The organism is Aeromonas sp. 604443 (assembly GCF_049170315.1).
Classification (GTDB): Bacteria; Pseudomonadota; Gammaproteobacteria; order Enterobacterales; family Aeromonadaceae; genus Aeromonas; species Aeromonas veronii_A.
The window spans coordinates 65,616-90,629 of the sequence record NZ_JAAKMI010000001.1 but is presented as its reverse complement, the minus strand read 5'-3'; the positions used below and the strand labels follow the sequence as shown (position 1 = coordinate 90,629).

The 25,014-nt window shown below is 47.4% G+C and carries 21 protein-coding genes; 2 read left to right on the top strand and 19 right to left on the bottom strand.

Annotated elements, in window-relative coordinates:
• Nucleotides 1-45 precede the first annotated feature (45 nt).
• Together pseB and pseC are read left to right on the top strand one after the other, a co-directional pair.
• Complete coding sequence (gene pseB / locus G5380_RS00385) at nt 46-1,050, top strand: UDP-N-acetylglucosamine 4,6-dehydratase (inverting) (protein WP_421352185.1); 1,005 nt, start codon at nt 46-48, stop codon at nt 1,048-1,050.
• A complete protein-coding gene (pseC, locus tag G5380_RS00380; protein WP_421352184.1) occupies nt 1,047-2,168 on the top strand; it encodes a UDP-4-amino-4,6-dideoxy-N-acetyl-beta-L-altrosamine transaminase in 1,122 nt (373 codons plus the stop codon). Before pseB ends, pseC begins: the two co-directional genes overlap by 4 nt.
• On the opposite strand, the gene G5380_RS00375 is transcribed toward pseC, so the two are convergent.
• From G5380_RS00375 to G5380_RS00285, 19 genes are all read right to left on the bottom strand, one after another.
• Nucleotides 2,165-3,331 (bottom strand): nucleotide sugar dehydrogenase, encoded by a 1,167-nt coding sequence (locus tag G5380_RS00375; protein ID WP_158112295.1) that lies wholly within the window; start codon nt 3,329-3,331, stop codon nt 2,165-2,167. The two genes, pseC and G5380_RS00375, sit on opposite strands and share 4 nt — an antisense overlap.
• Entirely contained in the window at nt 3,331-4,356 is a 1,026-nt protein-coding gene (locus G5380_RS00370; protein WP_421352183.1) for an NAD-dependent epimerase, read from the bottom strand. Before G5380_RS00370 ends, G5380_RS00375 begins: the two co-directional genes overlap by 1 nt.
• A 161-nt stretch (nt 4,357-4,517) precedes the next feature.
• Nucleotides 4,518-5,657: a dTDP-4-amino-4,6-dideoxygalactose transaminase gene (gene rffA / locus G5380_RS00365; protein ID WP_216953973.1), complete on the bottom strand. Its 1,140-nt coding sequence runs from the start codon at nt 5,655-5,657 to the stop codon at nt 4,518-4,520.
• Complete coding sequence (locus tag G5380_RS00360) at nt 5,654-6,607, bottom strand: radical SAM/SPASM domain-containing protein (protein ID WP_129503726.1); 954 nt, start codon at nt 6,605-6,607, stop codon at nt 5,654-5,656. Before G5380_RS00360 ends, rffA begins: the two co-directional genes overlap by 4 nt.
• Before the next feature lie 11 nt (nt 6,608-6,618).
• Nucleotides 6,619-7,320, bottom strand: a complete 702-nt coding sequence (locus G5380_RS00355; RefSeq protein ID WP_129503725.1) for a WbqC family protein — start codon at nt 7,318-7,320, stop codon at nt 6,619-6,621.
• Between the two features lies 1 nt (nt 7,321).
• A complete protein-coding gene (locus G5380_RS00350; RefSeq protein ID WP_421352182.1) occupies nt 7,322-8,998 on the bottom strand; it encodes a hypothetical protein in 1,677 nt (558 codons plus the stop codon).
• A gap of 169 nt (nt 8,999-9,167) precedes the next feature.
• The gene (locus G5380_RS00345; RefSeq protein ID WP_227340778.1) at nt 9,168-10,166 is read right to left on the bottom strand and encodes a hypothetical protein; all 999 of its coding nucleotides are present in this window, start codon (nt 10,164-10,166) and stop codon (nt 9,168-9,170) included.
• Between the two features lie 220 nt (nt 10,167-10,386).
• Nucleotides 10,387-12,195 carry an asparagine synthase (glutamine-hydrolyzing) gene (gene asnB, locus G5380_RS00340; protein WP_323912150.1) on the bottom strand — a complete coding sequence of 603 codons (1,809 nt, stop codon included), beginning with the start codon at nt 12,193-12,195 and terminating at the stop codon, nt 10,387-10,389.
• 60 nt (nt 12,196-12,255) lie between these two features.
• Nucleotides 12,256-13,419, bottom strand: coding sequence for a methyltransferase domain-containing protein (locus G5380_RS00335; protein WP_227340779.1), 1,164 nt, complete (start codon nt 13,417-13,419; stop codon nt 12,256-12,258).
• Nucleotides 13,420-13,433: 14 nt separating this feature from the next.
• The gene (locus G5380_RS00330) at nt 13,434-15,056 is read right to left on the bottom strand and encodes a glycosyltransferase (protein WP_421352181.1); all 1,623 of its coding nucleotides are present in this window, start codon (nt 15,054-15,056) and stop codon (nt 13,434-13,436) included.
• A 19-nt stretch (nt 15,057-15,075) separates the two neighbouring features.
• On the bottom strand, nt 15,076-17,436 hold the full coding sequence (locus tag G5380_RS00325) for an HAD family hydrolase (protein WP_421352180.1): 2,361 nt from the start codon (nt 17,434-17,436) through the stop codon (nt 15,076-15,078).
• Nucleotides 17,437-17,549: 113 nt separating this feature from the next.
• Nucleotides 17,550-18,731 (bottom strand): UDP-galactopyranose mutase, encoded by a 1,182-nt coding sequence (gene glf / locus G5380_RS00320; protein ID WP_216953989.1) that lies wholly within the window; start codon nt 18,729-18,731, stop codon nt 17,550-17,552.
• A complete protein-coding gene (locus G5380_RS00315) occupies nt 18,728-19,699 on the bottom strand; it encodes a glycosyltransferase family 2 protein (protein ID WP_421352179.1) in 972 nt (323 codons plus the stop codon). Before G5380_RS00315 ends, glf begins: the two co-directional genes overlap by 4 nt.
• 168 nt (nt 19,700-19,867) lie before the next feature.
• Entirely contained in the window at nt 19,868-21,073 is a 1,206-nt protein-coding gene (locus tag G5380_RS00310) for an acyl-CoA reductase (RefSeq protein WP_421352178.1), read from the bottom strand.
• A complete protein-coding gene (locus G5380_RS00305) occupies nt 21,052-22,107 on the bottom strand; it encodes an acyl-protein synthetase (RefSeq protein WP_421173048.1) in 1,056 nt (351 codons plus the stop codon). The genes G5380_RS00310 and G5380_RS00305 overlap by 22 nt, the downstream gene beginning before the upstream one ends.
• Nucleotides 22,104-23,462, bottom strand: coding sequence for an AMP-binding protein (locus tag G5380_RS00300; RefSeq protein ID WP_421297082.1), 1,359 nt, complete (start codon nt 23,460-23,462; stop codon nt 22,104-22,106). Before G5380_RS00300 ends, G5380_RS00305 begins: the two co-directional genes overlap by 4 nt.
• Nucleotides 23,459-24,208: an SDR family NAD(P)-dependent oxidoreductase gene (locus G5380_RS00295; protein ID WP_227340787.1), complete on the bottom strand. Its 750-nt coding sequence runs from the start codon at nt 24,206-24,208 to the stop codon at nt 23,459-23,461. Before G5380_RS00295 ends, G5380_RS00300 begins: the two co-directional genes overlap by 4 nt.
• On the bottom strand, nt 24,208-24,441 hold the full coding sequence (locus G5380_RS00290) for an acyl carrier protein (RefSeq protein ID WP_421223454.1): 234 nt from the start codon (nt 24,439-24,441) through the stop codon (nt 24,208-24,210). Before G5380_RS00290 ends, G5380_RS00295 begins: the two co-directional genes overlap by 1 nt.
• Complete coding sequence (locus tag G5380_RS00285) at nt 24,438-24,974, bottom strand: GNAT family N-acetyltransferase (RefSeq protein ID WP_421312069.1); 537 nt, start codon at nt 24,972-24,974, stop codon at nt 24,438-24,440. Before G5380_RS00285 ends, G5380_RS00290 begins: the two co-directional genes overlap by 4 nt.
• Nucleotides 24,975-25,014 lie beyond the last annotated feature (40 nt).

Below are 25,014 nucleotides of genomic sequence, written 5' to 3'. Positions count from 1 at the left end.
GCTAGCATATGATTCATCTACTGTTTTTATGACGAGATGCCCACAATGTTCAACGATAAAACGCTACTGATCACAGGTGGCACCGGCTCGTTTGGCCAACGATTGGTCAAGACAGTACTGGAACGTTATAAGCCGAAACGGCTCATCATCTATTCTCGTGACGAACTGAAACAGTTCGAGATGCAACAGGAGTTTAACGACCCCTGCATGCGCTATTTTATCGGTGATGTCCGAGACGCCAACCGGCTTACCATGGCAATGCGTGGCGTCGATTACGTGGTTCATGCAGCAGCACTGAAACAGGTTCCAGCCGCTGAATACAACCCCATGGAGTGTATTAAAACCAATATCCATGGTGCAGAGAACGTGATCCAGGCCGCTTTGCTCAATCAAGTCAAAAAAGTTATTGCCCTCTCCACTGACAAAGCTGCCAATCCAATCAATCTCTACGGTGCCACCAAACTGGCATCAGACAAGCTCTTCGTGGCAGCAAACAACATCGCGGGGCAGGATCCCACCCGTTTTGCAGTGGTTCGTTACGGTAACGTGGTGGGTTCTCGCGGCTCTGTCGTCCCCTTCTTCCAAAAGCTGATTGACCAGGGGGCGGATGCGTTACCCATCACCCATGAGGAGATGACGCGTTTCTGGATCACCTTGCAGCAAGGGGTTGATTTTGTCCTGGACAATTTTGGGCGGATGAAGGGGGGGGAAATATTTGTTCCCAAGTTGCCATCCGTCCGAATTACCGAGCTCGCCAGCGCCATGGCCCCTCACCTGCCACACAAGATCATCGGCATTCGCCCGGGAGAGAAGCTCCATGAAGTGATGTGTCCTGCCGATGACTCTTATCACACCTTCGAGTTTGATAACTTTTTTGTGATCGGTCCAACCATCAACTTCAATAATCGCAACAACGACTTCTCAAAGACAGCTGCAGGCGAAAAAGGAAAGATGGTCGAGCAGGGATTTGAATACAACTCTCGAAGCAACCCTGACTTTTTCTCCATTGAACAGCTACAGAAGATGAACCAGTGCAAGGTAGCAGAATGATCCCCTACGGCCGTCAATCTATCAGCCAGGCAGATATCGATGCTGTCGTGGAAGTTCTCAAGTCCGACTTCCTGACCCAAGGGCCAGTCGTTCCAAGCTTCGAGCAAGCGGTTGCCGACTACTGTAGAGCTAAATTTGGGGTGGCGGTCAATTCAGGTACTGCAGCATTGCACATTGCCTGTCTGGCGCTGGGCGTCGGCCACGGTGATTGGGTCTGGACATCCCCCATCAGCTTCGTGGCATCAGCCAATTGCGCTCTCTATTGCGGTGCACAAGTCGACTTCGTCGACATTGAGCCAGATACCGGCAACATGTGCGCAGTGGAACTGGAGAGGAAGCTGATTGCTGCCAAGGCGGAAGGGAAACTACCCAAGGTAGTAATACCGGTGCACTTTGCCGGCCTCCCCTGCGATATGCAGGAGATCCACCGCCTAGGGCAAGAGTATGGCTTTCGGATCATCGAGGATGCCTGTCACGCCTTGGGGGCTCGCTATCACGATGAACCCACCGGCAACGGCCGCTACAGCGACATCACCGTCTTCAGCTTCCACCCGGTGAAGATCATCACCACAGGTGAAGGGGGAATGGCCATGACCAACGACCCTGCGCTTGCCAAGACGATGTGCATGCTCCGCAGCCATGGCATCACCCGTGAACCGGAAGACTTTATCAATGAACCGGACGGCCCTTGGTACTATGAGCAACAGATGCTTGGCTTCAACTACCGGATAACCGATATACAAGCCGCACTAGGGCTGAGCCAGATGGCCAATCTGGAGACATGGATTAACACGCGTAACAAGATTGCCCGGTACTACTTCGAAAGACTGGCACCACAACAGCTACCTCGATATTTCAACAGCGAGCGGCGTAGTGCCTTCCATCTCTATGTTCACCATGTAGCCCCTGAACAACGCAGTGCGCTCTTCCAAACGTTACGCAAACAGGATATCGGCGCCAACGTGCACTATATACCTATTTACAAACAACCTTGGTATCAAAAGTGGACTCAAACTCCTCTGCCCTCTACAGAGCAATATTACGCAGGAGCAATGACCTTGCCACTCTTTCCTGGTTTGACAAACGCACAGCAATTGAAAATATGCAGTCTGCTTTAGTCGTAGCCAAAAATATCGCGTGTATAGACCTTATCAATCACATCGACCAATTCAGGACTCATTCGATTGGCAAGTATAATGTCACACATACCTTTAAATTCGGATACTTCAGTGATGACTTTTGACCTAAAGAAATAAGGTTCCATTAAGGATGGTTCATAAACAACAACCTCAATACCCTTCGCCTTTATTCTTTTCATGACTCCTTGTATTGCCGATGCTCTAAAATTATCCGAGCCAGCCTTCATAACTAGTCGATAAATACCCACTCGTTTAGGATTAGTCGCGATGACTGTATCAGCTATAAAATCTTTTCTCGTTGTATTAGCATCAACTATAGCTCTAATCAAGTTACTGGGCACTTGGTTGAAATTTGCCAAAAGCTGCTTGGTGTCTTTTGGCAGACAATAGCCGCCATAACCAAAAGATGGATTGTTATAATAGTGGCCAATACGAGGATCAAGGCAAACACCATCAATAATATCCTTTGTTTCTAGATTATTTTTTTGGGCATATGTATCCAACTCATTAAAAAACGCGATTCGCATCGCCAGATATGTGTTAGCAAATAATTTTACTGCCTCTGCTTCCGTGCTTTCAGTAAAAATTACAGAAACATTTTTTTCTATTGCCCCCTCAATCATAAGTCTAGAAAATGTTCGTGCATATTCACTTGTTGCCCCGACTATAACACGTGATGGATAAAGGTTATCATATAATGCTCTCCCTTCACGTAAAAACTCGGGGGAAAAGAAAATATTCTCGTAATTATGAGTCATCCGCATTTTAGCGGTAAAACCAACAGGAACAGTTGACTTTATTACAATTACTGCATCAGGATTAACGTCCATAATATCAAGAATAACTGACTCTACCGACGCAGTATCAAAGCAATTTGTATCAGGATCATAATTAGTGGGCGTCGCAATTATAATATAGTCAGCATGTTCGTAAGCAGTTGACTTATCCAAGGTTGCGGTAAGATCCAAAGTCCGTTGTTTAAAGAACAGATCGATCTCAGAATCAATAATGGGAGATTGTCGCCTGTTAATCATGGACACTTTTTCTGGATTAACATCAAATGCAACAACATGATGGTTCTGAGCTAACAATATTGCATTAGACAAACCTACGTAACCTATACCGACAACGGCAATTTTCATTATTGAACCTTCACATCCCAAAATTGATAATAAGAGCGATACCATTCAACAAAATTCTGAATGCCCTGTTCTATCTTCATTGATGGGCGATATGAAATAGTAGCAAATAAATCCTCAGTATCCGCCCATGTCGCATAAACATCACCCGACTGCATGGGCATCATATTTTTTATAGCTTTAACCCCCAGCGCTTGCTCGAGAGATTGAATAAAATCAACTATTTTAATCGGCCTACCATTACCAATGTTAAATACACGATAAGGGGCACTGCTATCAGCTGGAGAACCAGTTGCGCAACGCCAGGCAGAATTTTCAACCGGTATCACGTCCGCTACCCGGATCACACCTTCAGCAATGTCATCTATATATGTGAAATCTCGGCTTAACAGACCATTGTTATATACATCTATTGGCTGTCCAGACAGCATACATTTAGTAAATTTAAATAATGCCATATCCGGCCGTCCCCACGGGCCATAAACTGTGAAAAAACGCAATCCTGTGGTTGGGATACCATACAAATGAGAATATGTGTGCGCCATCAGCTCATTCATTTTTTTTGTCGCTGCATATAACGAAATAGGATGGTCAGTGGGTTCACTCACTCTAAATGGCATTTCCTCATTCATTCCATATACGGAGCTAGAAGATGCATAAACAAGATGCTCAATATGATGATGACGACAACCTTCCAGAATTGCCAAAAATCCGTCTACGTTGCTATCAATATAAGAAAAGGGAGATTCCATTGAATGGCGAACACCGGCTTGAGCGGCAAGATGAATTACTCTGTCAAACTTCTCTTTGGAAAAAAGAGTCAGGATAGATTTTCTATCAGAGACATCCATTTTTACAAACTTGAAGTTAGAAAATGGAGTTAACTGTTCAAGTCTACTTAATTTAAGAGATACCTCATAGTAATCATTTAGGTTATCAATACCTATAACCTGATACCCTTTCAAGCACAGTAGTTCGCACACCTTCGCACCGATAAATCCCGCTGCACCAGTTACAAAATATTTCATACGACATACCTGTTAAAAATTGCTTTTGGTTATACGCTAAGGTGAAATCATTATCTTACTGAGTGCCAATATCCATATGTATATTACAAATATTATAGCTTATGAATATTTATAAGATCATTAATAAAATGCATCTAATTCATTTAAATTTATGATTAGCTTTAATTATTGACTACAAAAAAGTGTCTGACCGCATCAATAATGAATACTTGCTCCGACTCAGTCAGGCTTGCATGTAAAGGTAAACGTAACAGCATTCTAGAAACCGCTGTGGTATTTATATCATCGCCATGAAATCTACCATATCGAATACCAGCCGGACTAGAATGCAGAGGTACAAAGTGTGAGGTAACTTCCACATTAAGATTGCGCATGAATTTAAATAATCCCTGTTGTTCGTCAGGGGATCTTGTTCTTATATGATATATATGAGCATTATGCTCAACATGTGCCGGAACGGCAGGAAGTGTGAGCACTCCAGCATTAGCCAACTCAGATAAACATGTATGATAAAAAAGCCATTTTTTTAATCTAGCATTCGTAATTTCTCTCGCGTTTTGTAATTGCTGCAACAAGACTACAGCTTGAACCTCTGACATTACATAACTAGATGATAAAATTTGCCATGTATATCTATCAACCTCTCCACGCAAAAACCTTGAACGATCAGTTCCTTTCTCCTGAATGATTTCACATATACCATGGTACTTATCTTCGTTTACTAAAAAAGCCCCGCCCTCACCACCGGCATGAATATTTTTAGTATGATGAAAGCTGACGCAGCCAAATTGACCAATTGAACCAAGTGGCCGTCCTTTATATGTTGACATGATACTTTGTGCAGCATCTTCAACCAATACAAGATTATAGCGATTGCATATATCGACTATAGAAGACATTTCTGATGCAACACCGGCATAGTGAACAACCACTACGGCTTTCGTTCTAACTGTAATAGCCTCTTCAATAAGCTGCTCATTTATATTCAAAGTGTCTGGCCTGATATCGACAAATACTAATTTTGCGCCCCTTAAGGCAAAAGCACTTGCAGAGGTAACAAATGTAAAGCTTGGCAGTATTACCTCATCCCCTGGCTGCAAATCCATAGCTAAAGCTGCCATCTCCAAAGATGCACTACAGGATGGCGTTAAAAAAACTCGCCTTGCATTATATATATCGTGTAATAGTTCCTCACATTTTTTTTTATTAACACCGATACCTAAACATTCTCCATCACTTTCAGTGATATGGCCAATATTATTGGGGCGATTATATGGTATCCAATTGCGATATGATTTCATTTCATAATAACCTTAATGTCACTGACAAGATTTGCATAACTTCTTCCTGAATCAGGCCATGTTGTCAGTCTCCAATCAGGACATTGCCCACAAAAAGTATGGCATTTGAAATCGTTATTAAGATGAGCCTCTCGCAGTTCGTTTAAAAATGCTCCCTGCCAAGCAGTTTTTAGCGTTGTCTTCCTGTAATCAATGAAACTGGATGCATACGCCCAATCTGTCGGGCAAAAAGAAAGCTCACCTTTTGGATCCAGGGTCAAACGCTCCCATGGATATAAGCATGGGCGCCTTGACTCATGGGAATGAGCTTCCCCTTGAGCCAACATACCTGCCGCCGAATGTAAATTCCTGATCAGCACTTCATCAGCTCCCTGATTTTTCCAAAAAAGAGAAAAATCATCTACCTCATCTTCATTTCCTGCCTGACGAATAAAACTCACAACAATACGAGTTCTGTATTGCCCTGTCTTGATATGTTCGATCATTCTAATTATATTACGTCGCACTTGCTCAAGACGCCCGCCACGAATATTCGCATAAGTCTCATCGTTAAAGGCATCAATGCTGACATCAATCATATGAAGGCCACTTTCTAATAACTGTTTTAGTTTTTTCTCATTAAGAACTGTACCATTAGTGGTTAACGTGACAAACGTGCCACTATGCTCGACAGCATACTGGATCATTTCATGTGCATGTGGATGCATAAGTGGCTCACCATTGCTGGTATATCGTATATACTGGCAATGTCCGTCGCTATTGTCTCTTATATCATCGATCAGCTTCTTGTTTAGTTCAGGGTCTAACAATCTTGCGGAATAATGTTCAGACTCTTTAAATTGAGGGTGTGGACAATGTATGCATCTTAAATTACAAATTTCAGCAATATCTACAATGACCTGTGATGGAAACTCCGATGACAGTCGATCATAGAAACCATATTTAGCCATGAGTCCTCCTACTAATAATTTAGTTCGCTATGAACAAAATCACCGCCAGCACATAATAAAGCATCGATAATACTGACGCGGCAATCAAAACCAGGTCCGTTCTGGGGATAGCGAGCATATTCAGGATATTCCATCCAGGCAACACCGATACCCCTTTCTTCAAAGCGCCCGATATCTAAATAATTTTTTGCCGCCGGCCCAGAAAAATAAATACTTGCATCAGCTCTTTCAGCAATGACGATCAGTCTTTCCGTTGCATCGCTAAATCCCCCCCCATTCAAGTAATGACTATCCGTAAAGATGGGGGTGGTGATCCCTAATAAATGCATGATTTTTTTAATAAACATGATATTTATATCAGAGATATACTCAAATTCACGTGCATCTTCATACCATGATTTAATTTCATCTATATATCTATCAAAAAAAAGCGCCTTTTTGTATCGCTCTTTAATTATAGCAAAATGCTTCTGACACCATAGATTATCGACAACTTTTGTGGATGATATTTTCTGATTTCTATCAACATGACATACGGGTATTGTTAACCATACAGCACCCTGTGTGGTCATAATCCTATTGCGGTTACGCCAATCTCTTGTTGTATACTGGACAGAATCAAGAAATATAAATTCGTCCACCCTGTTTATAATATCAAAGTAGCCTATCCAAGGAATATAATTAGATTGAATGATTGCTATCTTTTTATGCAAGTTAGTATGCTCTTAATATTTTTGAACGTGTTAAACCACATGAAATCATCTGTGCTTTAATCTCGGGCCAGTAATCAGAAGCAATAATAACCACATCAAGTTCATTGGTGGCCTCCAGTGTAAATTTTTCTATTGGGGCATTACAAAATATAGCGCCAAATTTACTATCGTCATTATCAAAAAAACACTTCACCTTTATTTCCCTGTCAGAAAAAACAAGGTCAGAATGAAGTTTTCCATAGAATTTTTTTGCGCCAGAACCAGTGCCAAAAATAGCTATTTTAATATTTCTTTTTCTTCCAAATCGATAGTAAAACTCATCTGGCAAATTTCGTTTAAATCGATACGTAAATTTCTCTGAAAATGAACTTTCAAGTAAAAAACCTCTGATTTTCGGCAAAATAACGTCAATATTATGAAACTGTTCAACATAGTTGCAGCAGCTTCTTGATTTATTTTCGAGAAAACCATATTGGAATACATCTTCAAGCATAACATGAATATCATTTCGCTGTGGGGAAGGCTCCCCAATTAGCGAGAGATAAAGACTTGAGCCTTCATCAAACTCGTCTGAAGCTTCATCAAGCCACACCCCTTTCACTAGACGACGGTATCCTTTAACACAAGAGTCTATGGCAATCACAGGTAATCCGATCATTGCAAGATGATATGCTGAGGAGCCCATTGCAACACCGAAATGATATTTTTCAGATTCAATTAGGCTGTATATATCAGATTCATTTCTCTTTCCTAAGATACGAATTTCAAGGCGTTCATGCGCAAGCTTTTTATATGATTCAACTTCATCCTCATAGAGAGCATATCCATATCCTATCAAATCAAAAAGTATATGCAGCTGAGGTTTATTGTTAAGAACAACATTCAAGCTGTCAATAAAACTCAAGATGCTTTCATTCTTGAAAAAGTCAAATCTCCCGAGCCAGAGCACCTTCATAAACTCTTCTGGAGCAGAAATATTGTACCGTATCTTTTGTGTTACGGGCTCAACAGGAACAGTGGCAGATGAGTGATGATTAAGTGGAACAGAAAAATACTCAGAATTATATTTACGATATATGTCATTGGGATACCAGATTGCATGTGCTCGATCCAACTTTAATAATAATTGGCGCTGGTAGTGCCAAGTTTCATTAATTAACTTTGGTTTGAATGCACGAGATGCGTTAAATCCAATCCCTGGCTCCCAGATACTCCAAGCTTCTGGATGCAACATCCCAGTCAATATATGAACTCTTTTATTTCCATTGAAGACATGCATAGCCCTATGCAAAACTTCAAAATATGAAGCGAGAACATATATATCTTCCCCAAAAAAATCATCAATAATTTTCTGTCCAAGTGCCCCCAGATACGATTGATTTGAAATAGAAACAAAGAAATCATCCATTTCTGGAATGATATACTTTTTTATCTTTACACTCTTGTTATCCAATAGCCCAAAAAGTGCAGAGTCCTCGTATCCAACTACGGCAACGGAATCACCTAATCCAACAAGATAGTCAATAAATCTACAGTTAAATGTCTCCGCACCACCGACACTCTTATTGAAATCAAAAACAACAATGTTCACGCCGCCCCCACAACCCTGTGTTAACAATACGTCGAATAAAATTCCCAGCCTTAAATAATAACTGATGCGATTAATACTTTTTTTCAAAAAATGAACAATCTATAACATATAGGAATCTCTAAAAATCAATACACTAGCTCGAACTGGTTCGTCAAGGAAGAATCAAAGGATAAATTTAAAGAGTAATTCATAAAAAATTGGAGACTAAAAACAAAAGGAAAGTAATAAAATAACTTATAATATCTATAGCTATTTATCAGTTTAAAAAAACAACTCTCCCATCAAATTTCATCAATAAAGCACGTCTAATTTCCTCTCGATAGAAATCCGATGCTATATAGACTGGTGAATTAATAGCATCTAAATCCCCCAACGTGTTAACCTTGAAGTCATTCATAGCATGCGAGTGTTCATCAACAATAATATTAATTTTTTTTCTGTGCTTGGAAAATTTTAAAATGGCCTGTCCGATATGACCAGCACCATATAGAAGTACTTCAGAATAACTATTGCTTACCTCATCGAAGATGAGCGTATGATTTAGAACATTATCCGTGAAAGGATATTGAACAACTTGGCTCAACAAATAGATGTCATCAGAGCACAACGCTATCACTTTATCAATAGAAATCAAAGGGTTATATATTATCTGCTGCGGAGAAACAAATTTATCTTCCAGACATTTTCTAGCCACTAGGAAAGCATATTGTTCAGTTGTCTGATGCTCAACGACGTCTGACAATGAGCCAAATGTATACTCACCATCAGTACCTCTCCAACCAAATACTAACTCAACGACTTCATAGTTGTTTGAAAAACAAAGTGAAATGAAAAAATCAACATTATATGTAAAAAGTCCATGTGGGGAATGCTTCATAGGCAAACAATGAATCATTAATCCATTTTTCTTTGTAATGTTATGTATTGACGCAAAAACATTATATTGATTAAAAACATGTTCACTAGTTCCAAGATTAGTTACCACATCATACTGATGAGATAACTCGAGCATCTGACTATTAAAATCGCAAAATATTGTCCCATCATAAACATCCACAGAATCATATTTTAAACCTAGGTTTTCATACATAGATTTTGTAAAATCACCATCCTGATAATTCTTTAATTCTTCATCAATTATCTCTGCCGAGTTTAATGAATAAAACTGCTGGCACCCTAACTCAATTATCGAATTAAAGTTTTCAGGAAAGTGATTCTTCATTTTATTAAACATAGCTGGCGTCATACCCATCACAGAACTCCCGTAACATATAATATGAAGTTATAAGAAAGACTTATCAATTCACGAATGAATTATATTTCACAAACAATGTAAACAAGGCTATATTTTCAACCGCAGTTATAAACTTCAAAAATTCTTCGCCTTTATTATATAGCCATAAAATATATTCATAATAGTGGGCTCGGTCATTATAATTAATATTATTTAATAACTTTTAGCCCAAAGCGTTATCTCACAAATTGAACTCATGGGACTGCAACCAGATCTCAAGCACCAATAAACCCCAAACATGATAGAAGGTCATACCGTCAAACTGGTTATCCAGCAACATCCGCAACCGGTCGGGAGCAATAAACTGATGCAGACAGAGCTGGCCTGAAGAGGCCTGCTGACGCAGTTGCGTAATCGCACTCTGTTTGGCCTGTTGATTGAACGGATCTATGCTGAAACCCTTTTTCGGCCTGTCGATCCATTCCGCCGGCAAGTAGCGTTTGGCCAACTGGCGCAACAGGAACTTACCCTGTCCTTGTGCAATCAGCTCTGACTGTGCCAAACCTGCGGCAAACTGAGCTACTTCGGTCGACAGGTAGGGCGTGCGGCACTCAAGGCTGTGCAGCATGCTCATTCGATCTACCTTGGCCAATACCAACGGCAGATAATTGGCAATATCGGCCTCACGAAGGCGATTAAGATACGGGCGGCTATCCATATCGATACGCCTGCGCAGCGCCATCAAGTGATCACCAGTACCGGACGGAATGCGACCGAACAACTGTTCCAACTGGCGATCGGCATACAGCAAGATGCGACCAGAGTAGTACTCCCGCCCAAGATGCCAGCTACGCGCCTGCATCTGTTGCTCTCTGCCCTCGGCGGCGACCAGTGTCTGCAGGTAACGGCCATAACCGCCAAACAGCTCATCCCCCCCGTCACCCGTAATCGCGACGGTGACCTGCTGACGAGCAAGCTGCGAGACCATATAAGTTGGCACACAGGAAGTATCAGCATTGGGCTCATCCATGCGCCGCGCCAGATCACCTACCTGTTCAACAAAAGCCTCTGGACGAAGCAGCTGTTCGGTGTGCTCGGTTCCGAGGAAATCGGCAAAAGCCCGAGCCTCCTCATGTTCGCTCTCCGGCGCCTGTTCAAAACCGATGGAGAAGGTGCGGATCGGCCGTTGCAAACGACGGGTGATCAGGGCCACCGCCGTCGAGGAGTCGACACCACCGGAGAGAAAAGCCCCCACCGGCACATCGGCGACCAAGCGGCGCGATAACGAACGCAGTAACAGATCCTCAAGCTGGTCAACCTGCTCCTCCAGCGGGCGTGACGGCATATGGTCACCGGCACAGATAAAGTGGAAGTAACGCTCTGCCTGTGAGACCGCCCCTGTCACGGCACGCATCAAGTGCCCCGGCAGCAACTTTCTGGCGTGTTGATACAGGGTGCGTTCCCCGACGGGGTGCTGGAAAGCCAGATAATGGGCGACTGTATCAACCGTAATGCGGGCAGGGAATCCTGGCACCAGGGTCAAAGCCGCCAGCTCGGAGGCAAAGACCAACAAACCGTCAAACTCGGCATAATAGAGTGGCTTCTCGCCAAACGGATCACGCGCCAGCAGCAACTCCCTGCGCTCACGATCATAGTAGGCAAGTGCAAACATCCCCTCGAGCCGGGTCAGAAAGTCAGCACCTTCCCGTACCAGGCCATTGACCAATACCTCGGTATCAGAATGGCCAGTAAATGATATGCCGGCGTCTTTAAGACGCCCCCCCAACTGAAGATGGTTGTAGATCTCCCCATTAAATACGATACAGGCCCGCTGCTGTGCATCATGCATTGGTTGATGCCCGGCAGGCGATACATCCAGAATACTCAATCGACAATGTGCCAGAACACAGCGTCCGTCATCCGACTCCCAAAGACCCTGGTCGTCAGGACCTCGATAGGTCATCGCCTCCGCCATTCTATTAGCCTGCTGTTTCAACCACGCAGGATCATGTTGACCATGAATACTCATTATTCCGGCTATACCGCACATTTTATAACTCCCTAAAGGTAAGCCAACACATGATGTCACGCATGAGACATCATAGAATAATCAACTATCATGCGATGGCTTTTCCAGAACGAATAGCACACCAGCGACTTCCAAATCCTCCCATCCCAGTGATGCATACTCATCTGCGAAATCGACAGAGACTTCCTGAATATGCTCTCTATCATTCTTCATATATTTATCTTCAGCAACAATCCTGAAGCCACATTGTAAAAATATCTGTCGATAATCACTATAACGCAGCTGATTACCATGTAAAAAGTGGCCAGCATCACCATAATGGTCACGCCACTCTGACTTGCCTATTGTCAGGAAATCAAGTGGTCGTGAAAAATCCCGGTGGTCTCGGAGGTCAATCCAGTGAAAAGCAAAACCACCTGATGCTAATAGCTCAAATGTCTTGGCTACGAATGAATGAATATCTACAACATGCTCCATTACGGCACACGAATAGCATACATCATATTTTTCATCATCATTGAAATCTTCAAGCTTTATCTCAGGGAAGTAATTTAGTCTAGTGCCATGATGATCATGAAGATGGAATGATTCAACATCATCATTAAATACAATACCATCATTTACCTTACATGGGACATTGAAAAGCCCCATTAAATCTTTAATCATTGAAACATGTTCATTGAAAGGATATTTCCCGCTTAGTCCCGGGAATGGTTCGATCGCGGTCCACTCCCCACCCCATCGTAATAGACTATATATCTCCACCCCAAGGGAATGACCAGAACCTATATGTAAAAATCGATTTACCGGCTTTGAAATATATTGTTTACGGCATTTCTCGAAATGATTACCAAGTGATATATGATAAAATACACTACCGCTAGTGTTTTTACTTCCTATTATCTCATCCACGAGCTCACGTCCGATTAGCCCTTTCACTTCCTGCTTCTCTCGATCTTTTATTTCACTTTCCTCATCATAAGGAAAGGGTAAATATAAATCATCCAGCCCCAATTTGACGAGTTGAGCACAGATATCTGAGACATGCCTCTGAAGACAAGAGAGAATAATAAAATTTGGCTTATATAGATGAATTTCATCAGGAGAGATAATAGGAAGCTCACCTTTAAACTGACCATGTAAATTTTCGTTATTATCAGCAATAGCCAATATTGAAAATCGTTTAGGAAGTCTTTTTATAAATGAATCACAAACTTCACCAGCACCGAACAAGATAACATCCATATTCCGTCTCCGATTTATTTTTTATTAGTCAGTGCCAGTGTTTTTTCAGCAAGTATACGTGGTGAATAATGCTCACTCATCTTTTCCACCAAACCAACTGATGTTTTCTCTCCACTCCCCATTAATAATGACACTATCTTTTCAATCATCAAACCCCATTCCCCATAGGGAATCAAGTCACAAGAAAACTCTGTCAGTACAGTTTCTCTATTTCCTGGAATATCTGTCGCTACAACAGGACAACCAAGTGCCTGTGCTTCCAAAATAACATTAGACATTCCCTCATGACTGGAGGTGGAAATGAGCAGGCTGGCACAACTTAACCATTCAAAAATATTATCTTTCACACCCACGACATGAATGTTATCGCGGCACGGCAGCTGCGCAATGCAAGCAAGGACCTCTGAGCGCAATGGTCCATCACCGATTAAAATTGCATGGGTTTGAGGAAGTTTGGCAATGACAGAAGCGACAACCTCTATAAAGCGACATGGGGACTTTTCCGGAGACAGTCGCATTATCCCCATCAATATTGGGGCCGATAAATGAATATCTAACTGCTGTAAAGGCTCTTGTCCCTCAACCCGCTTGGCCATGACCGCATTTTTCACTACGGGGATGCTCGATTCAGGCAAATTTAGCCAGCGAGCATACGACTGCGCCCCTGCCATGGAGTTAACACTCAAAACGATTCCTGGCAACTCGGTCATCAGACGATAGTAAGCTGCCAACCTCGACTCATCATAAACGGCCAGGTATTCAGGAAACTCTGAGGGTGCAACACTCCTTCCAGAGATAATGATCTGTTCTACTCCCGCGAAAATTGCGGCCATAGAAGCAATGACATTACCGTCTTCTAGATAGGCGATAACCAGTTTGGGCTGAACACGTTGCATATAGTCATAGGCAGTGAGAATGCCGTGAAGCAGTCCGGGCTCAAAGAAGGGTGCCAATTGATTAGCCAACTGGTAGCTATTTTCCTCCTGCTCCAAGTTCGGCCAGCACTCACGGGCAGAAGGCACGAAGTAGAGCTCTACACCATGAGTACGCAAAAGCGCCTCCCAGTGATTAACCTCCAACCCCTTATTCTTCACCGAGATCAAATGCACTTCCCATCCCTGCTGGCGCAATCCGATGGCCAGCAATACCATCTGCCGCTCAGCACCGCCTTTGACCAAGGAGTGGATATATAGCACGACACGCTGCACTACTTGGGGCAGCCGATGTGCTCGACGCTCGCGGATCAACCGCTCAAGCTTTTGCTGCAACATCGCCGATGGCTGGCAGGTTGCCTCAACATAGGGAGTGATATAGGGATAGTCGCCATAATGACCTAGTTGCTCGATAATCTGCCCACCGAATTGCTGTAAATCTGAAAAGATGACAATGACCACCTCCTCTGCTGGGTAATTATTAAGCAGTTCTGGCCCTACAATCGGAATGCCACAGGCGAACTGACCGACTTGAGGACCGTTAAGACCATCGATGATGGCGACGAATGGATAAGGGGATTGGAGCACATGATAATAAAGATTTCCCGCCACCCCCCAGGCAATCGCCTTGCGTTTCCCGGACAGCAGTTCCTGATGCAATAACGCATCAAAAGGCAGGGCATGTTTCATCGACAGATCCAGCATGTGTCGGTTTCCTTGGAATTCAATTCAATGACAATATGGTCACATCTTGGCTGGATATAGTCGCAAAGATGTCTCGTTTTATTTCGTCCACAAAGGAGGCGGACGCGACAATCAGTACAGAACCAGATGGAATTGAGCACTCGGATAATGATATAACGTCATATCCCATCACTTGGTAGTGTCCAAAGTTGGCTTTTTTATCGATCACGGTACGGATACGGATGCTTTTTTTAATCAGTTCAGGTGCCAGACACTCAAAGAATTCTCCCGCCCCATACACTATGACTTCGGTGGCATGTTGACTTTGCATCAATTCCAGAAGTCTATCGATCGCTTGGGCATGCTTATAACGTGCATCGCGTAAGCCGACAAAATCCATCATCAAATCAGGATCCAGCCGACTCAGGGAACCTTGTGGCCAAGCCAACCAACGCTCACCATAAGACATGTTTTTACTGAACTTGCGATAGAAGGTTTCTATTCCTTCTGAGTGGATCCGCGCCAACCCGGAGGAATTAATAACCTTGTAACTACGCTCCGAGCCAAAGTTGTCTTCATGAACCAGATTACCAAGATAGTGCACCTCGCTCGATACCGGACACTCGACCAGACGCTCCATCATGCGTAAAAAAGAGATGCGCTCACTCAAATCGGATTCGGCGATGCCCAGCGACTGGTCCCATAACTGATAGGCATTAACTCCAGCCTCAAAACTCCGGATATTTTGCTGATGCTGGACACTGTAGCGAACCTCTGCCTGTCGCGGCACAACTTTCCCTTCCGCTGTGCGCCGATACCCCAGTGTGCTCCCTTCCAAACCAACGAGAACAATTTCAAAAATCTCTGGTGAACGGGCAATCTTCTTGATCCCCTTTATGGTATCGTTACGCACCGGAATAAAGGCACTGATCGGCGTGATAACGGAGTTTTTGCTGCCTCTATGGTTACAGTAGAGCAACAGACTGCTCATTGGCTGTTGCAACATGGCCTTGCTAATTTGAGAGGGAATCGTCCCACCGCCACCCAAGTCGACTAGCAGATAGGGAGCATCTCCCGTCAAGCCAACAAAATAATCTCGCATGTCCAGCCTGCTTTGCTGAATACTGCTCTTGATCTGCTCGATATTTTGCTCAAACACTTCAGCCATCAGTTGCAGACCATCTTGCCCATCGATGGCAATTTGATCCAAAAGCGCCAGTGGCGTGTCAAGAAAGGATGCCAACCTGACATCCTGAACACCAAATTCATTGAAAAAGTCACGAACGGTGTAATTGCGGCGCATCAAGGTCTGGGAAACAGCCTCTTCCACTTGGCTATCATCTATCGCGGGCAAATAGGTTGCCTTGCGTGAGGCATAACAGGTCTGACAGCGTATATCTGGGTACTGCTGTGATTGAAAATCGACCTGGCGGTTGATACAGGCAGCAAAGATCCCGCCCTCTCGCATCAGCGACAAAATGTTTTTTACCTGCAGTCGTTTGGCTGACTGCAGAACCCACTTGGCAAATGCCGTCAGGACGGGTCCAAGGATGAAGGCGCCATATGTGTAGAAAAATTGCTCCTCCTCGGAAAGCTGTTGTGGCATCGACAGGACGGCCAGCTTCCTGGCATGTTGCATGGTCGATGGCACATTTACCCGATAAACTTTCTCGTTTTCCAACACCTCAGACAGATTCTCTGGGATATCAAAATGCAATGAAGCCAAACCATGTTGCCGTGCCGACTGCACATCAGCCCTGGGATTGTCACCGATATGCAAAACTTGCTCTGGTTTCAGCTTTATCTGAGTAATTACATGGCTAAAGAGAGCGCCACTCTGCTTGGTCAACCCAACACTTGATGAAACAAACAGATAATTATAAGAAATTTCAGGGCATTTTTCTGAAATACAGTCGCGCAAAAAAACTTCTGGCAAATACATGTCGGAAATAAAAACAATCAGTTTATTTTTACGTTGTGCACGTACCAAAACTTCTTGAATAATCGGGTCTGGATAAAGAACTTCTCGTTCTACTTTCAGCTCTTCAACTTTAAGCACCGCCTTAATTTCATCACTAAAAGGCAGCTGTTCAAAAATATCGTCAAAACTAATTTCTTCACCTGACATTAGTTTGCGAGCACGAGCTTCAGCCTCGAGGCGGCAAAATCTATAATCTTCTGCCTCTATTGGCAGATTAAGACCTCTATTTAGCAACCGTCTCGCTGCTTCCTCAAAAACCCACGAGGGTTCATCACATGCACGACGCAATAATGTATCAAAAACATCCAATGAAATATGTGTTATTTTATCAATGCAAAGATACTGATCAAGAGCAGTTAGAAACTGGCTATTTTCTAGTAAATCACGCAACTCGGGAGACATCACCGCATAATGACTCATATATACCTACACATGCATCAAAATAAAAGAAATCACATAAAAAGCATTCACACTCAAAAACTCGAATACTTTTGCGGAATGAAAATATCTATCTCTGCAATAGATTATATTCATTACTTATTTAAAACGGCAAAACAGGCATCGGAAACCAATCGAGAGAAATTGTTCAGCGCGTTATCCACTGCATCATCCATATCGAAATAGCGATACTCGGCAAGGCGGCCCAAAGCAATCAGTTGCGGGAACTCGGCCAATTCATCGCGGCAAGTCTGATAATGCTGTTTGGCTGCATCGGTAAACAGCGGGTAGTAAGGCTCCAGCCCCTGCCCGGCCACATAGGTGCAGGGGTATTCATAAACGATGCTGGTGCCGGGATGTTGCTGCCCCGTCAGATGCTTGAATTCAGTGATGCGGGTATAGGCCTCTTCATTCGGATAATTGACCGTGGTCACCGGCTGAAATTGAGCTTGCGGCAGATGACAGTGCTCAAAGCGCAGTGAACGGTACGGCAAGCCGTCGTGCCCCGCCGGCATCAGCTGATCCAGCATCCCCGTATAGACCAAGGGCCCGGCAAAGGGCACGCCATCCAGCAGTATCCGTTTCTGTTGCCAATCCAGACAGACGCGGGACCCCATGGGAATGGATAGCCTCACCTCAATCAAGGGGTTCGCCAAGATGCGCTCGAACATGGCGGTATAACCCTGCGCGGGCACCGCCTGCCAGGGATCAATAAAGTAACGGTCATCACGATTGACGACAACCGGCACGCGCGCAGTGACCTCGGGCGAGACCTGCTCTGGCGATACACCCCACTGCTTGCTGGTGTAGTTGACGAAGGCTCGCTCATAGATGAACTGGGCCAGCTCAGCCAGCAGAGGCTCAGCTTCCTGCCGCAGTGCCATGATGGGCACTCTGGCCCCCTCACCAAATCTGGCCTGAAGGGCCTCAATCATGGCCGCTGCCTTCTCCGCCGGAAAGCAGCGTTCAATGCTGGTCAGGTTGAACGGGATGGGCACCAACTGACCATCTATCCGTGACAGCACGCGATGCTCATAAGACAACCACTCGGTAAACTGCGACAGGTAATCCCAGACTTCCTGCTTGTCGGTATGGAACAGGTGTGGCCCATAACGATGGATCAGCACGCCGTGCTCGTCATACGCGTCGAAGCAGTTACCCCCGAGATGATCGCGCTGTTCCAGCACCAGCACCTTCCAGCCAAGCTGGCTGGCCATTCGTTCAGCCATGACGGCACCCGAAAGCCCAGCGCCGATGACGATCGCCTGATAGCTCACGCTCTATCTCCAAACAGTTGCTGCATGACACGCGCGGGATGGACCCGCTCTGCCCATGCCAACTGATGTCGTTCGTCGAAGAACCAACCCGGGGCTAGCCTTGCCACAGCATCGACCGACTGCTCGATAAGCTGAGTGAAGCGCACGACATCATCCTGCCGCAAAAAGTAGAGCGCGGCAGAGTAGTAGTGATGGGCACGCCCCTGAGCAATGATCACGGGATCAGCACCGAATGCCGCCGCATTGTCACAGGCACGCAGCAAATCGCGCAGCGACTGTTCACGACGTTCAGCCGATTTGCGGGTTTGCCCGCCAAAGCTCTGGGTATGGAAGCGATAGCGGCCCAATAATTCGGGGATAAAATCCAGCGTCCCCGGATTGTGGGAGAGGTTCAAGATGTGCCAGGGATAATCGAGGATGATCTTGCACCCCTCATCGATGGCATTTTCCATCCCTTCATAACGGCGAAACATTATGGAACTTGCATTGACGAACACCCCGAAGCGGATCAAGGCCTCCCGTGTCATCACGGATTCAAGATAGCGGGCATTGTAATAATCGCGGGTGAATAGCTTGATCCGTGCGCCAGTTTCATCATCAAACATCTCCGCTTCGTGGTAGCAAAGCGTGCAGTCAGTGTGCAAATCAAGATAATCGGCCTGGCTCTGCAGCTTGCCCGGCAGAGCAAGATCATCCCCGTCGACATAGGCGATGTATTCACCGGTAGCCTCTCTCAGCAAGCGTTTCTGGGTTTTAGCCAACCCCATATTCTGCGCATTCTGTAGTGCCTTGAGTTGCGGCCACTGCTGTGCCAGCCGATGCATAATGGCCCAGGAGTCATCGCTCGAGCCGTCATCAATGGCGATCACCTCGAATTCGAAATCCGTTTTTTGTTCCAGCAGGCTAAGCAGGCAAGGTTCAATGAAGCGCCCGAGGTTGTATACCGGCACCAGTACGCTGACTTTCATAGAGGATCCAGAAGTAGAGTAAAAAAGAAGCGAATTGGAGAAAATGGACAAGGCTACCGCACGGTCTCTGTCAACCTTTCCTGCCCTTCATCACAATAATTACTGCAAGAGCTGTGCCTGACCAAGCTAATTGATTGATATGACTTGATTTATGTGACCTGGAATCCACTATTCAATGCGGGCAAGCCGACGGCTGCAGGCCACCAGCATGTCGATGCCGTCCCAGAGCCATTCGAATGCCAGCGCCTGTCCCGGACTTGCCACCCTATCGATACGACAACCTGGCGATACCAGGAGCGCATGCTCAAGCTGCGTTTTATCCGGGCCAGCCCAGACACAGGACTGCATATCCCAAGGCTGTAGCAGCAACTCATCAAGGTTATCGGCAACGAATTCTGCAACTGTACCTCCTCCGATGTGTTCAAGCCGCAAAGAGGCGGTGGGAGTCAATAAGGTGACGCCAGCAAAGGTCTCCTGCTGCATCTGACCATCGAGAGCGGCATTTTGTTGACAATTGATGAGGCGTTCCATCATCAGGGCAGGGCTGCCTGCAAAGGGGGCAAAGACGGCTTCGAGCAAACGACGTCGCAACACACTATCGGGAGTGCCCAACCAGCAAATCGTGGTGGGCGAGGCGCAGGCTTGCTGATTGAAGCGAGTAAAGTCTTGTTGCAAAGCCGCAACCAATTGCCGCCATGCGGCAGCATCCAGGTTGGCGAGCCATTGGCTATCCAACACCGCCATGGAGCGGCGATCCGGAAACACGATTTCCTGAGCGCGGGGTGAAAGCGGAATAGCCCGTACCCGACCGATGGTTTCATCACCGCCCCAAATGATGCGAAGGCGGCACCGGGCCGACAGCCAGGCGGTGACCCGTTCGTCATGGTCATAGCGGATAAAACGGGTACGCGAGGCAATCTCTTGCCACTCGGGCAGAGAGAAAAGCTCGTTCAGGATGGTCAGCATGGCCTCTTGCACCGGGTCGATGCGCGATGAGAGGCGAACCACGGAACCATTGCCCATCAGCAGCGCCATGATCCAGGAGTAGAACGCGACGGTCGGCACGTTGGAGGGGACCAGATGAAAAACCATCCCCAAGGGTGCACGCCCTGCCATGCGTTTGCGCTGTACCTCAATCTGGCGCGGCCGCAACAAAAAGCCAAAGGCGGCCAGATCAGGGTTCTCTCGCCCCTCCTTCAGCAGACGTGCAGAGAGCGCAGCCACAAAGTCGCAGATGACGGGCGCAAAGCTTGGCAACGGGCGAATGACAAAACCTTGCCAACCGCTGACGGGAGCCACGAAAGCAACCTCTGGCCCCGCTTGCCAGATGGCATCTTCTACATCTGATAGGCTCACTGGAAAGTGTCGCTGCATCCCCTCACCTCGGCGCCTTGCTGACGTCCTGATACATGGAAATAACGGCCACGACGGCCGCAGGGGCAATCATCCTCCCCCAGCAGCACGCCGAGATCCTCGGTCAGCAGGCTGTGGCCAGGATAACTTTGGGGAATGGCAGAGATCACCTGCAGCAAGCCGGGTTGGCCGACCCCGAGCGGTCGATGGGTCAGCGGATCCCGCACCAGCAGATCGGCAAAGAGGGGAGCATGAAGATGGCCATGCTCACACTCGACAAATACCGACCCCACCTGCTCCACCATGCCATAGAAGTTGTGCACCCGACTCAGCCCCAGCTGTTCATGGCAACGTTGCTTGAAAGCCGGATTATCCACCGCGAGGTGTTGCAGTTTTTTCCAGCCACCGCTGTGAAAAAGCGTGCCGTGCGTCAACGGCAGTTGCAGACCTCGCTCACGCAGCGGCTCCAGCAAACATTGCCAGACCATGAAGGTGAAGCCGAACAGCAGGACCGGCTGGCCCGCATATTTGTCACAAAACGCCTCGATGACAGGCCAGTTGGGCCGCATCTGCTCATCGAGGGCATAGGTATGGTCACGGCCAAGGAAGGAGAGCCCCAGCGCACCGGCTCCCCGAGCGGAAAAACCGCTGCGGTTTTGAATCAGGGCGGGTTGCTCCACCAGCAGCATAGGCAGCCGTTGCTTGCCGACGAACTCTTGCAGGATCTTCACCAGCACCTTGCTCTGCAACGCGGCTGTATCCCGATCCAGCACAATGCGTGACGGCGTCCCCGTGGTGCCCGACGAGGTGAGCACCTTGAATACTTCTTCTTGCGGCACGCTCTGCCATTGGGCCAATTTGAACAGGCGGGCGGCCAGATAGGGAAGCTCTTGGTAGGTCGAGGCCTGACCCCAGCCAAACGCCGACAGAATATTGGCAAAAGCTGGACACCCCTGCCCATGCCGCTGCGTCAATTCATTCAGGCGAGCAAGGAGCAGCCCACTTTTTTCCTGTTGGGGCAGCCCAAAAACCGGCGCATCAAACAGCTTGTTCATAGTTGCTCCAGCTCTGTTAACAGGGCCGGATAATCAATCTTCATATTGCTGCGTCGTGGCAAATGGTGTTGGTAGATACGCACGCTTGATGGTGGCACCATCAGCCAGCGGGCCACCTCCAGCTGTAGTGCGTCACAGGGGCACGCGTCTGCCTCGATGGCTACCAACAGGCGATCATCGCGGCCGGTCGCGGCGCAGGAATAGCCCCTCCCCTGCAACCAGGCTTCCACTTCAGCCAAGCTCACCCGTTTGCCAAACAGCTTCAGGAAACGGTTGATCCGTCCGGTCAGATAGAATCGGCCCGCCTCATCACAACGAGCCAGATCGCCAGTAAAGAGCGCATCCATATCACGCCCCCGAGCCAGATCTTCAGGGCGCTCCGCATAGCCCAGCATCACGTTTGGCCCTTGGTAAACCAGCTCTCCCTCCCCGTCAGGAAAGCCGGGCTCATGACGCAGAGAGAGACGCCCGCCCGGTACGGCACGGCCGATGGCATCCGGGGCAATCATCACTTCATCGTGTGCCAACCAAGCGATGCGCGGTGCCGCTTCGGTCTGGCCATACATCACGAAAAAACGGCGTTCCAGTGCAGCGGCCTGCTCGGCAAACTGTTTTGCCAGTGCTGGCTCAAGTCGTCCTCCGGCCTGGGTCAGGGTCATCAGACTGGGATAGCGGGCCCACTCAAAACGCAAGCGGTTTAGCATCTGAAAGGTAAAGGGTACCCCCGCCACACTGGTGACCTGGTGGCGATTGACCTCATCCCAGAAGTGGCGCTCAAGGGGACTGGCAGTGCATGAAACCAGCGAGGCGCCAACCAAAAGATGGCTGTTAAGTACCGACATCCCGAAGGAGTAAAAAAGTGGCAACGAGGTGATGGCTCGCTCACGCCCGTTCAGCGCCAGATATTCGGCGATGGCCGTGGCATTGGCATCAAGATTGGTTCGCGACAATCGCACCCATTTGCAGGAGCCGGTACTGCCCGATGTCGGCAGCAGCATGGCCAGCTCAGGGTGAAGTGAAGGCGCATCGCCAAGATGCGCAACTGCCCCATCCTCCAGTACCCGCAGACTAACACCAAAGCGCTGGCACTGTTCACTGTGCAACCGGGCATCCTGTGCAGGATCGGCCAGCATGATGGCGTGGCCATCACGCAGGGCCAGCAAGTAGTGCAGTAGATGCAGGGTAGACGTCACAAATGGCAGGTAGACCAAATGGCGGCCAGCAGGATAGGTGGTGGCCAACTGCGCCACACGCCGAGCCAGCTCACCATAACTGAGCCACCCCTCTTGCGGGTCTCGCCAGGCGGGCTCGCTGTTACCCTCAACCAGATGGGTCAGCAAATCAGGCCGGTTCAAATCACCATCCCCCCATCGACTCCAATCACCTGCCCGGTCACATAGCTCGACAAGTCGGATGCAAGAAACAGGGCCACCTTGGCCACTTCATCTGGCGTGCCAATCCGTCCCATCGCGATGCTGGCCACCCGCTCGGCAAACTTCTCTTGCGGGATGGCATGCGCCATATCGGTATCAATAAAACCGGGAGCAATGGCATTGACACGGATCTGGCTGGCAGCCAGCTCCTTGGCCAGTGACTGGGTAATACCGATCACCGCCGCCTTGCTGCCGGCATAGCAACTGAGCCCGGCTGCCCCCACCAGCCCCATCAGGGAGGCGAGATTGATGATGCTACCGCCACCACTGCGCTGCATCATGCGGGCGGCATACTGGCTGCAGTAGATCACGCTAAAGGTATTGTTGCTGAATGTCTTTTGCAGATGGGTCTGGTTCGCCATTCCCAATAACGCCTCTTCCAGCATGCCGGCATTGTTGACCAACACGTCCAGCTGACGAGTCTGAGCAAACAGCTGCTGAAAAGCCTGCTTGACCGCCGACGGATCAGCCACATCAAAACAGAGAGGCTGGCAAGGCACCCCAAACTCGGTACCAATCGCGGTCACCAGCTGGCTCATGGTCACCTCATCACGGCCTCCCAGCCACAGTTCAGCCCCCTGAGAGGCAAACTGGCGGGCGATGGCAAGACCGATGCCACGCCCGGCACCGGTGATCAACACCCGCTTGCCCTGCAACAGCCCCAGCATCAGAAAGCGACCCCGTACTTGGCCAGGAGCTCGCGCGCCTTGCCGACCGAACTCATGTCGATAATGTCATCGGTGTCGAGCAGCACGCCGTAGTTATCCTCCAACTGGGCAATCAGCCCCATGTGGGCGACAGAATCCCACTGCGGGATACTGTTGTAGGCCAGCTCATCGCTGACGCTGCCGATATCGAGACCCAGCGCCTCGGCAAAAACCTGTTCCAATGCGATTGTCATCTGAAAAATCTCCGTAGCCGCTCACGGGCGGCATAGTAATTCGCCGGCAGCAGTTCCAATGCAAAAAATCCGTTCTCTTGTCCTATCTGGCTATAACCCAGTTGTTCATTCAAACGCAGGGCAGAGCGATTGTTCTCCCGAACCAGGGTGCGGATACAACCGATGTGCAACTCATCAAAACCCTGATCAAGCTGAGATAAGGCAGCAGCGACAGCCAGCATGGGATGCCGCACGGTTGAGTTGCCCAGATAGAGTCCCGCATCGGCGATCGCCTGACCCAGCAGCTCGCCCTGAGACTCACCTTTAAGATTGACGTAGCCCGCTCGCACGTCTTTGCACCAGAGCACCCAGTGCTGCTGATCCCGCCGCTCACTGGTGGCGGTGAACCATTGGCGCTGTTGCCGTGGCGAAATACGCGTCTGGGATACCATCTGCATTCGCACCTCATCCTGATTGCGCCAACGCCGCAAAGCGGGAAGATCCCACGGCGCTATCGGGCGTAGCTCAACGCCATAACTCATCTTCAACGCCATACAGTTTCCATGACTTCCATGACCTGTCTCTCTTATCGAC

What these genes read in the sequence shown, in the direction of transcription:
- G5380_RS00325 (WP_421352180.1), bottom strand. Translation starts at nt 17,436, where the DNA reads ATGAGTCATTATGCGGTGATGTCTCCCGAGTTGCGTGATTTACTAGAA.
- G5380_RS00290 (WP_421223454.1), bottom strand. Translation starts at nt 24,441, where the DNA reads ATGACAATCGCATTGGAACAGGTTTTTGCCGAGGCGCTGGGTCTCGAT.
- G5380_RS00335 (WP_227340779.1), bottom strand. Translation starts at nt 13,419, where the DNA reads ATGGATGTTATCTTGTTCGGTGCTGGTGAAGTTTGTGATTCATTTATA.
- G5380_RS00370 (WP_421352183.1), bottom strand. Translation starts at nt 4,356, where the DNA reads ATGAAATATTTTGTAACTGGTGCAGCGGGATTTATCGGTGCGAAGGTG.
- pseB (WP_421352185.1), top strand. Translation starts at nt 46, where the DNA reads ATGTTCAACGATAAAACGCTACTGATCACAGGTGGCACCGGCTCGTTT.
- pseC (WP_421352184.1), top strand. Translation starts at nt 1,047, where the DNA reads ATGATCCCCTACGGCCGTCAATCTATCAGCCAGGCAGATATCGATGCT.
- G5380_RS00375 (WP_158112295.1), bottom strand. Translation starts at nt 3,331, where the DNA reads ATGAAAATTGCCGTTGTCGGTATAGGTTACGTAGGTTTGTCTAATGCA.
- G5380_RS00310 (WP_421352178.1), bottom strand. Translation starts at nt 21,073, where the DNA reads ATGCAGCGACACTTTCCAGTGAGCCTATCAGATGTAGAAGATGCCATC.
- G5380_RS00295 (WP_227340787.1), bottom strand. Translation starts at nt 24,208, where the DNA reads ATGCTGGGGCTGTTGCAGGGCAAGCGGGTGTTGATCACCGGTGCCGGG.
- G5380_RS00315 (WP_421352179.1), bottom strand. Translation starts at nt 19,699, where the DNA reads ATGAAAGTCAGCGTACTGGTGCCGGTATACAACCTCGGGCGCTTCATT.
- G5380_RS00330 (WP_421352181.1), bottom strand. Translation starts at nt 15,056, where the DNA reads ATGCTGGATCTGTCGATGAAACATGCCCTGCCTTTTGATGCGTTATTG.
- G5380_RS00305 (WP_421173048.1), bottom strand. Translation starts at nt 22,107, where the DNA reads ATGAACAAGCTGTTTGATGCGCCGGTTTTTGGGCTGCCCCAACAGGAA.
- rffA (WP_216953973.1), bottom strand. Translation starts at nt 5,657, where the DNA reads ATGAAATCATATCGCAATTGGATACCATATAATCGCCCCAATAATATT.
- asnB (WP_323912150.1), bottom strand. Translation starts at nt 12,195, where the DNA reads ATGTGCGGTATAGCCGGAATAATGAGTATTCATGGTCAACATGATCCT.
- G5380_RS00285 (WP_421312069.1), bottom strand. Translation starts at nt 24,974, where the DNA reads ATGGCGTTGAAGATGAGTTATGGCGTTGAGCTACGCCCGATAGCGCCG.
- G5380_RS00360 (WP_129503726.1), bottom strand. Translation starts at nt 6,607, where the DNA reads ATGGCTAAATATGGTTTCTATGATCGACTGTCATCGGAGTTTCCATCA.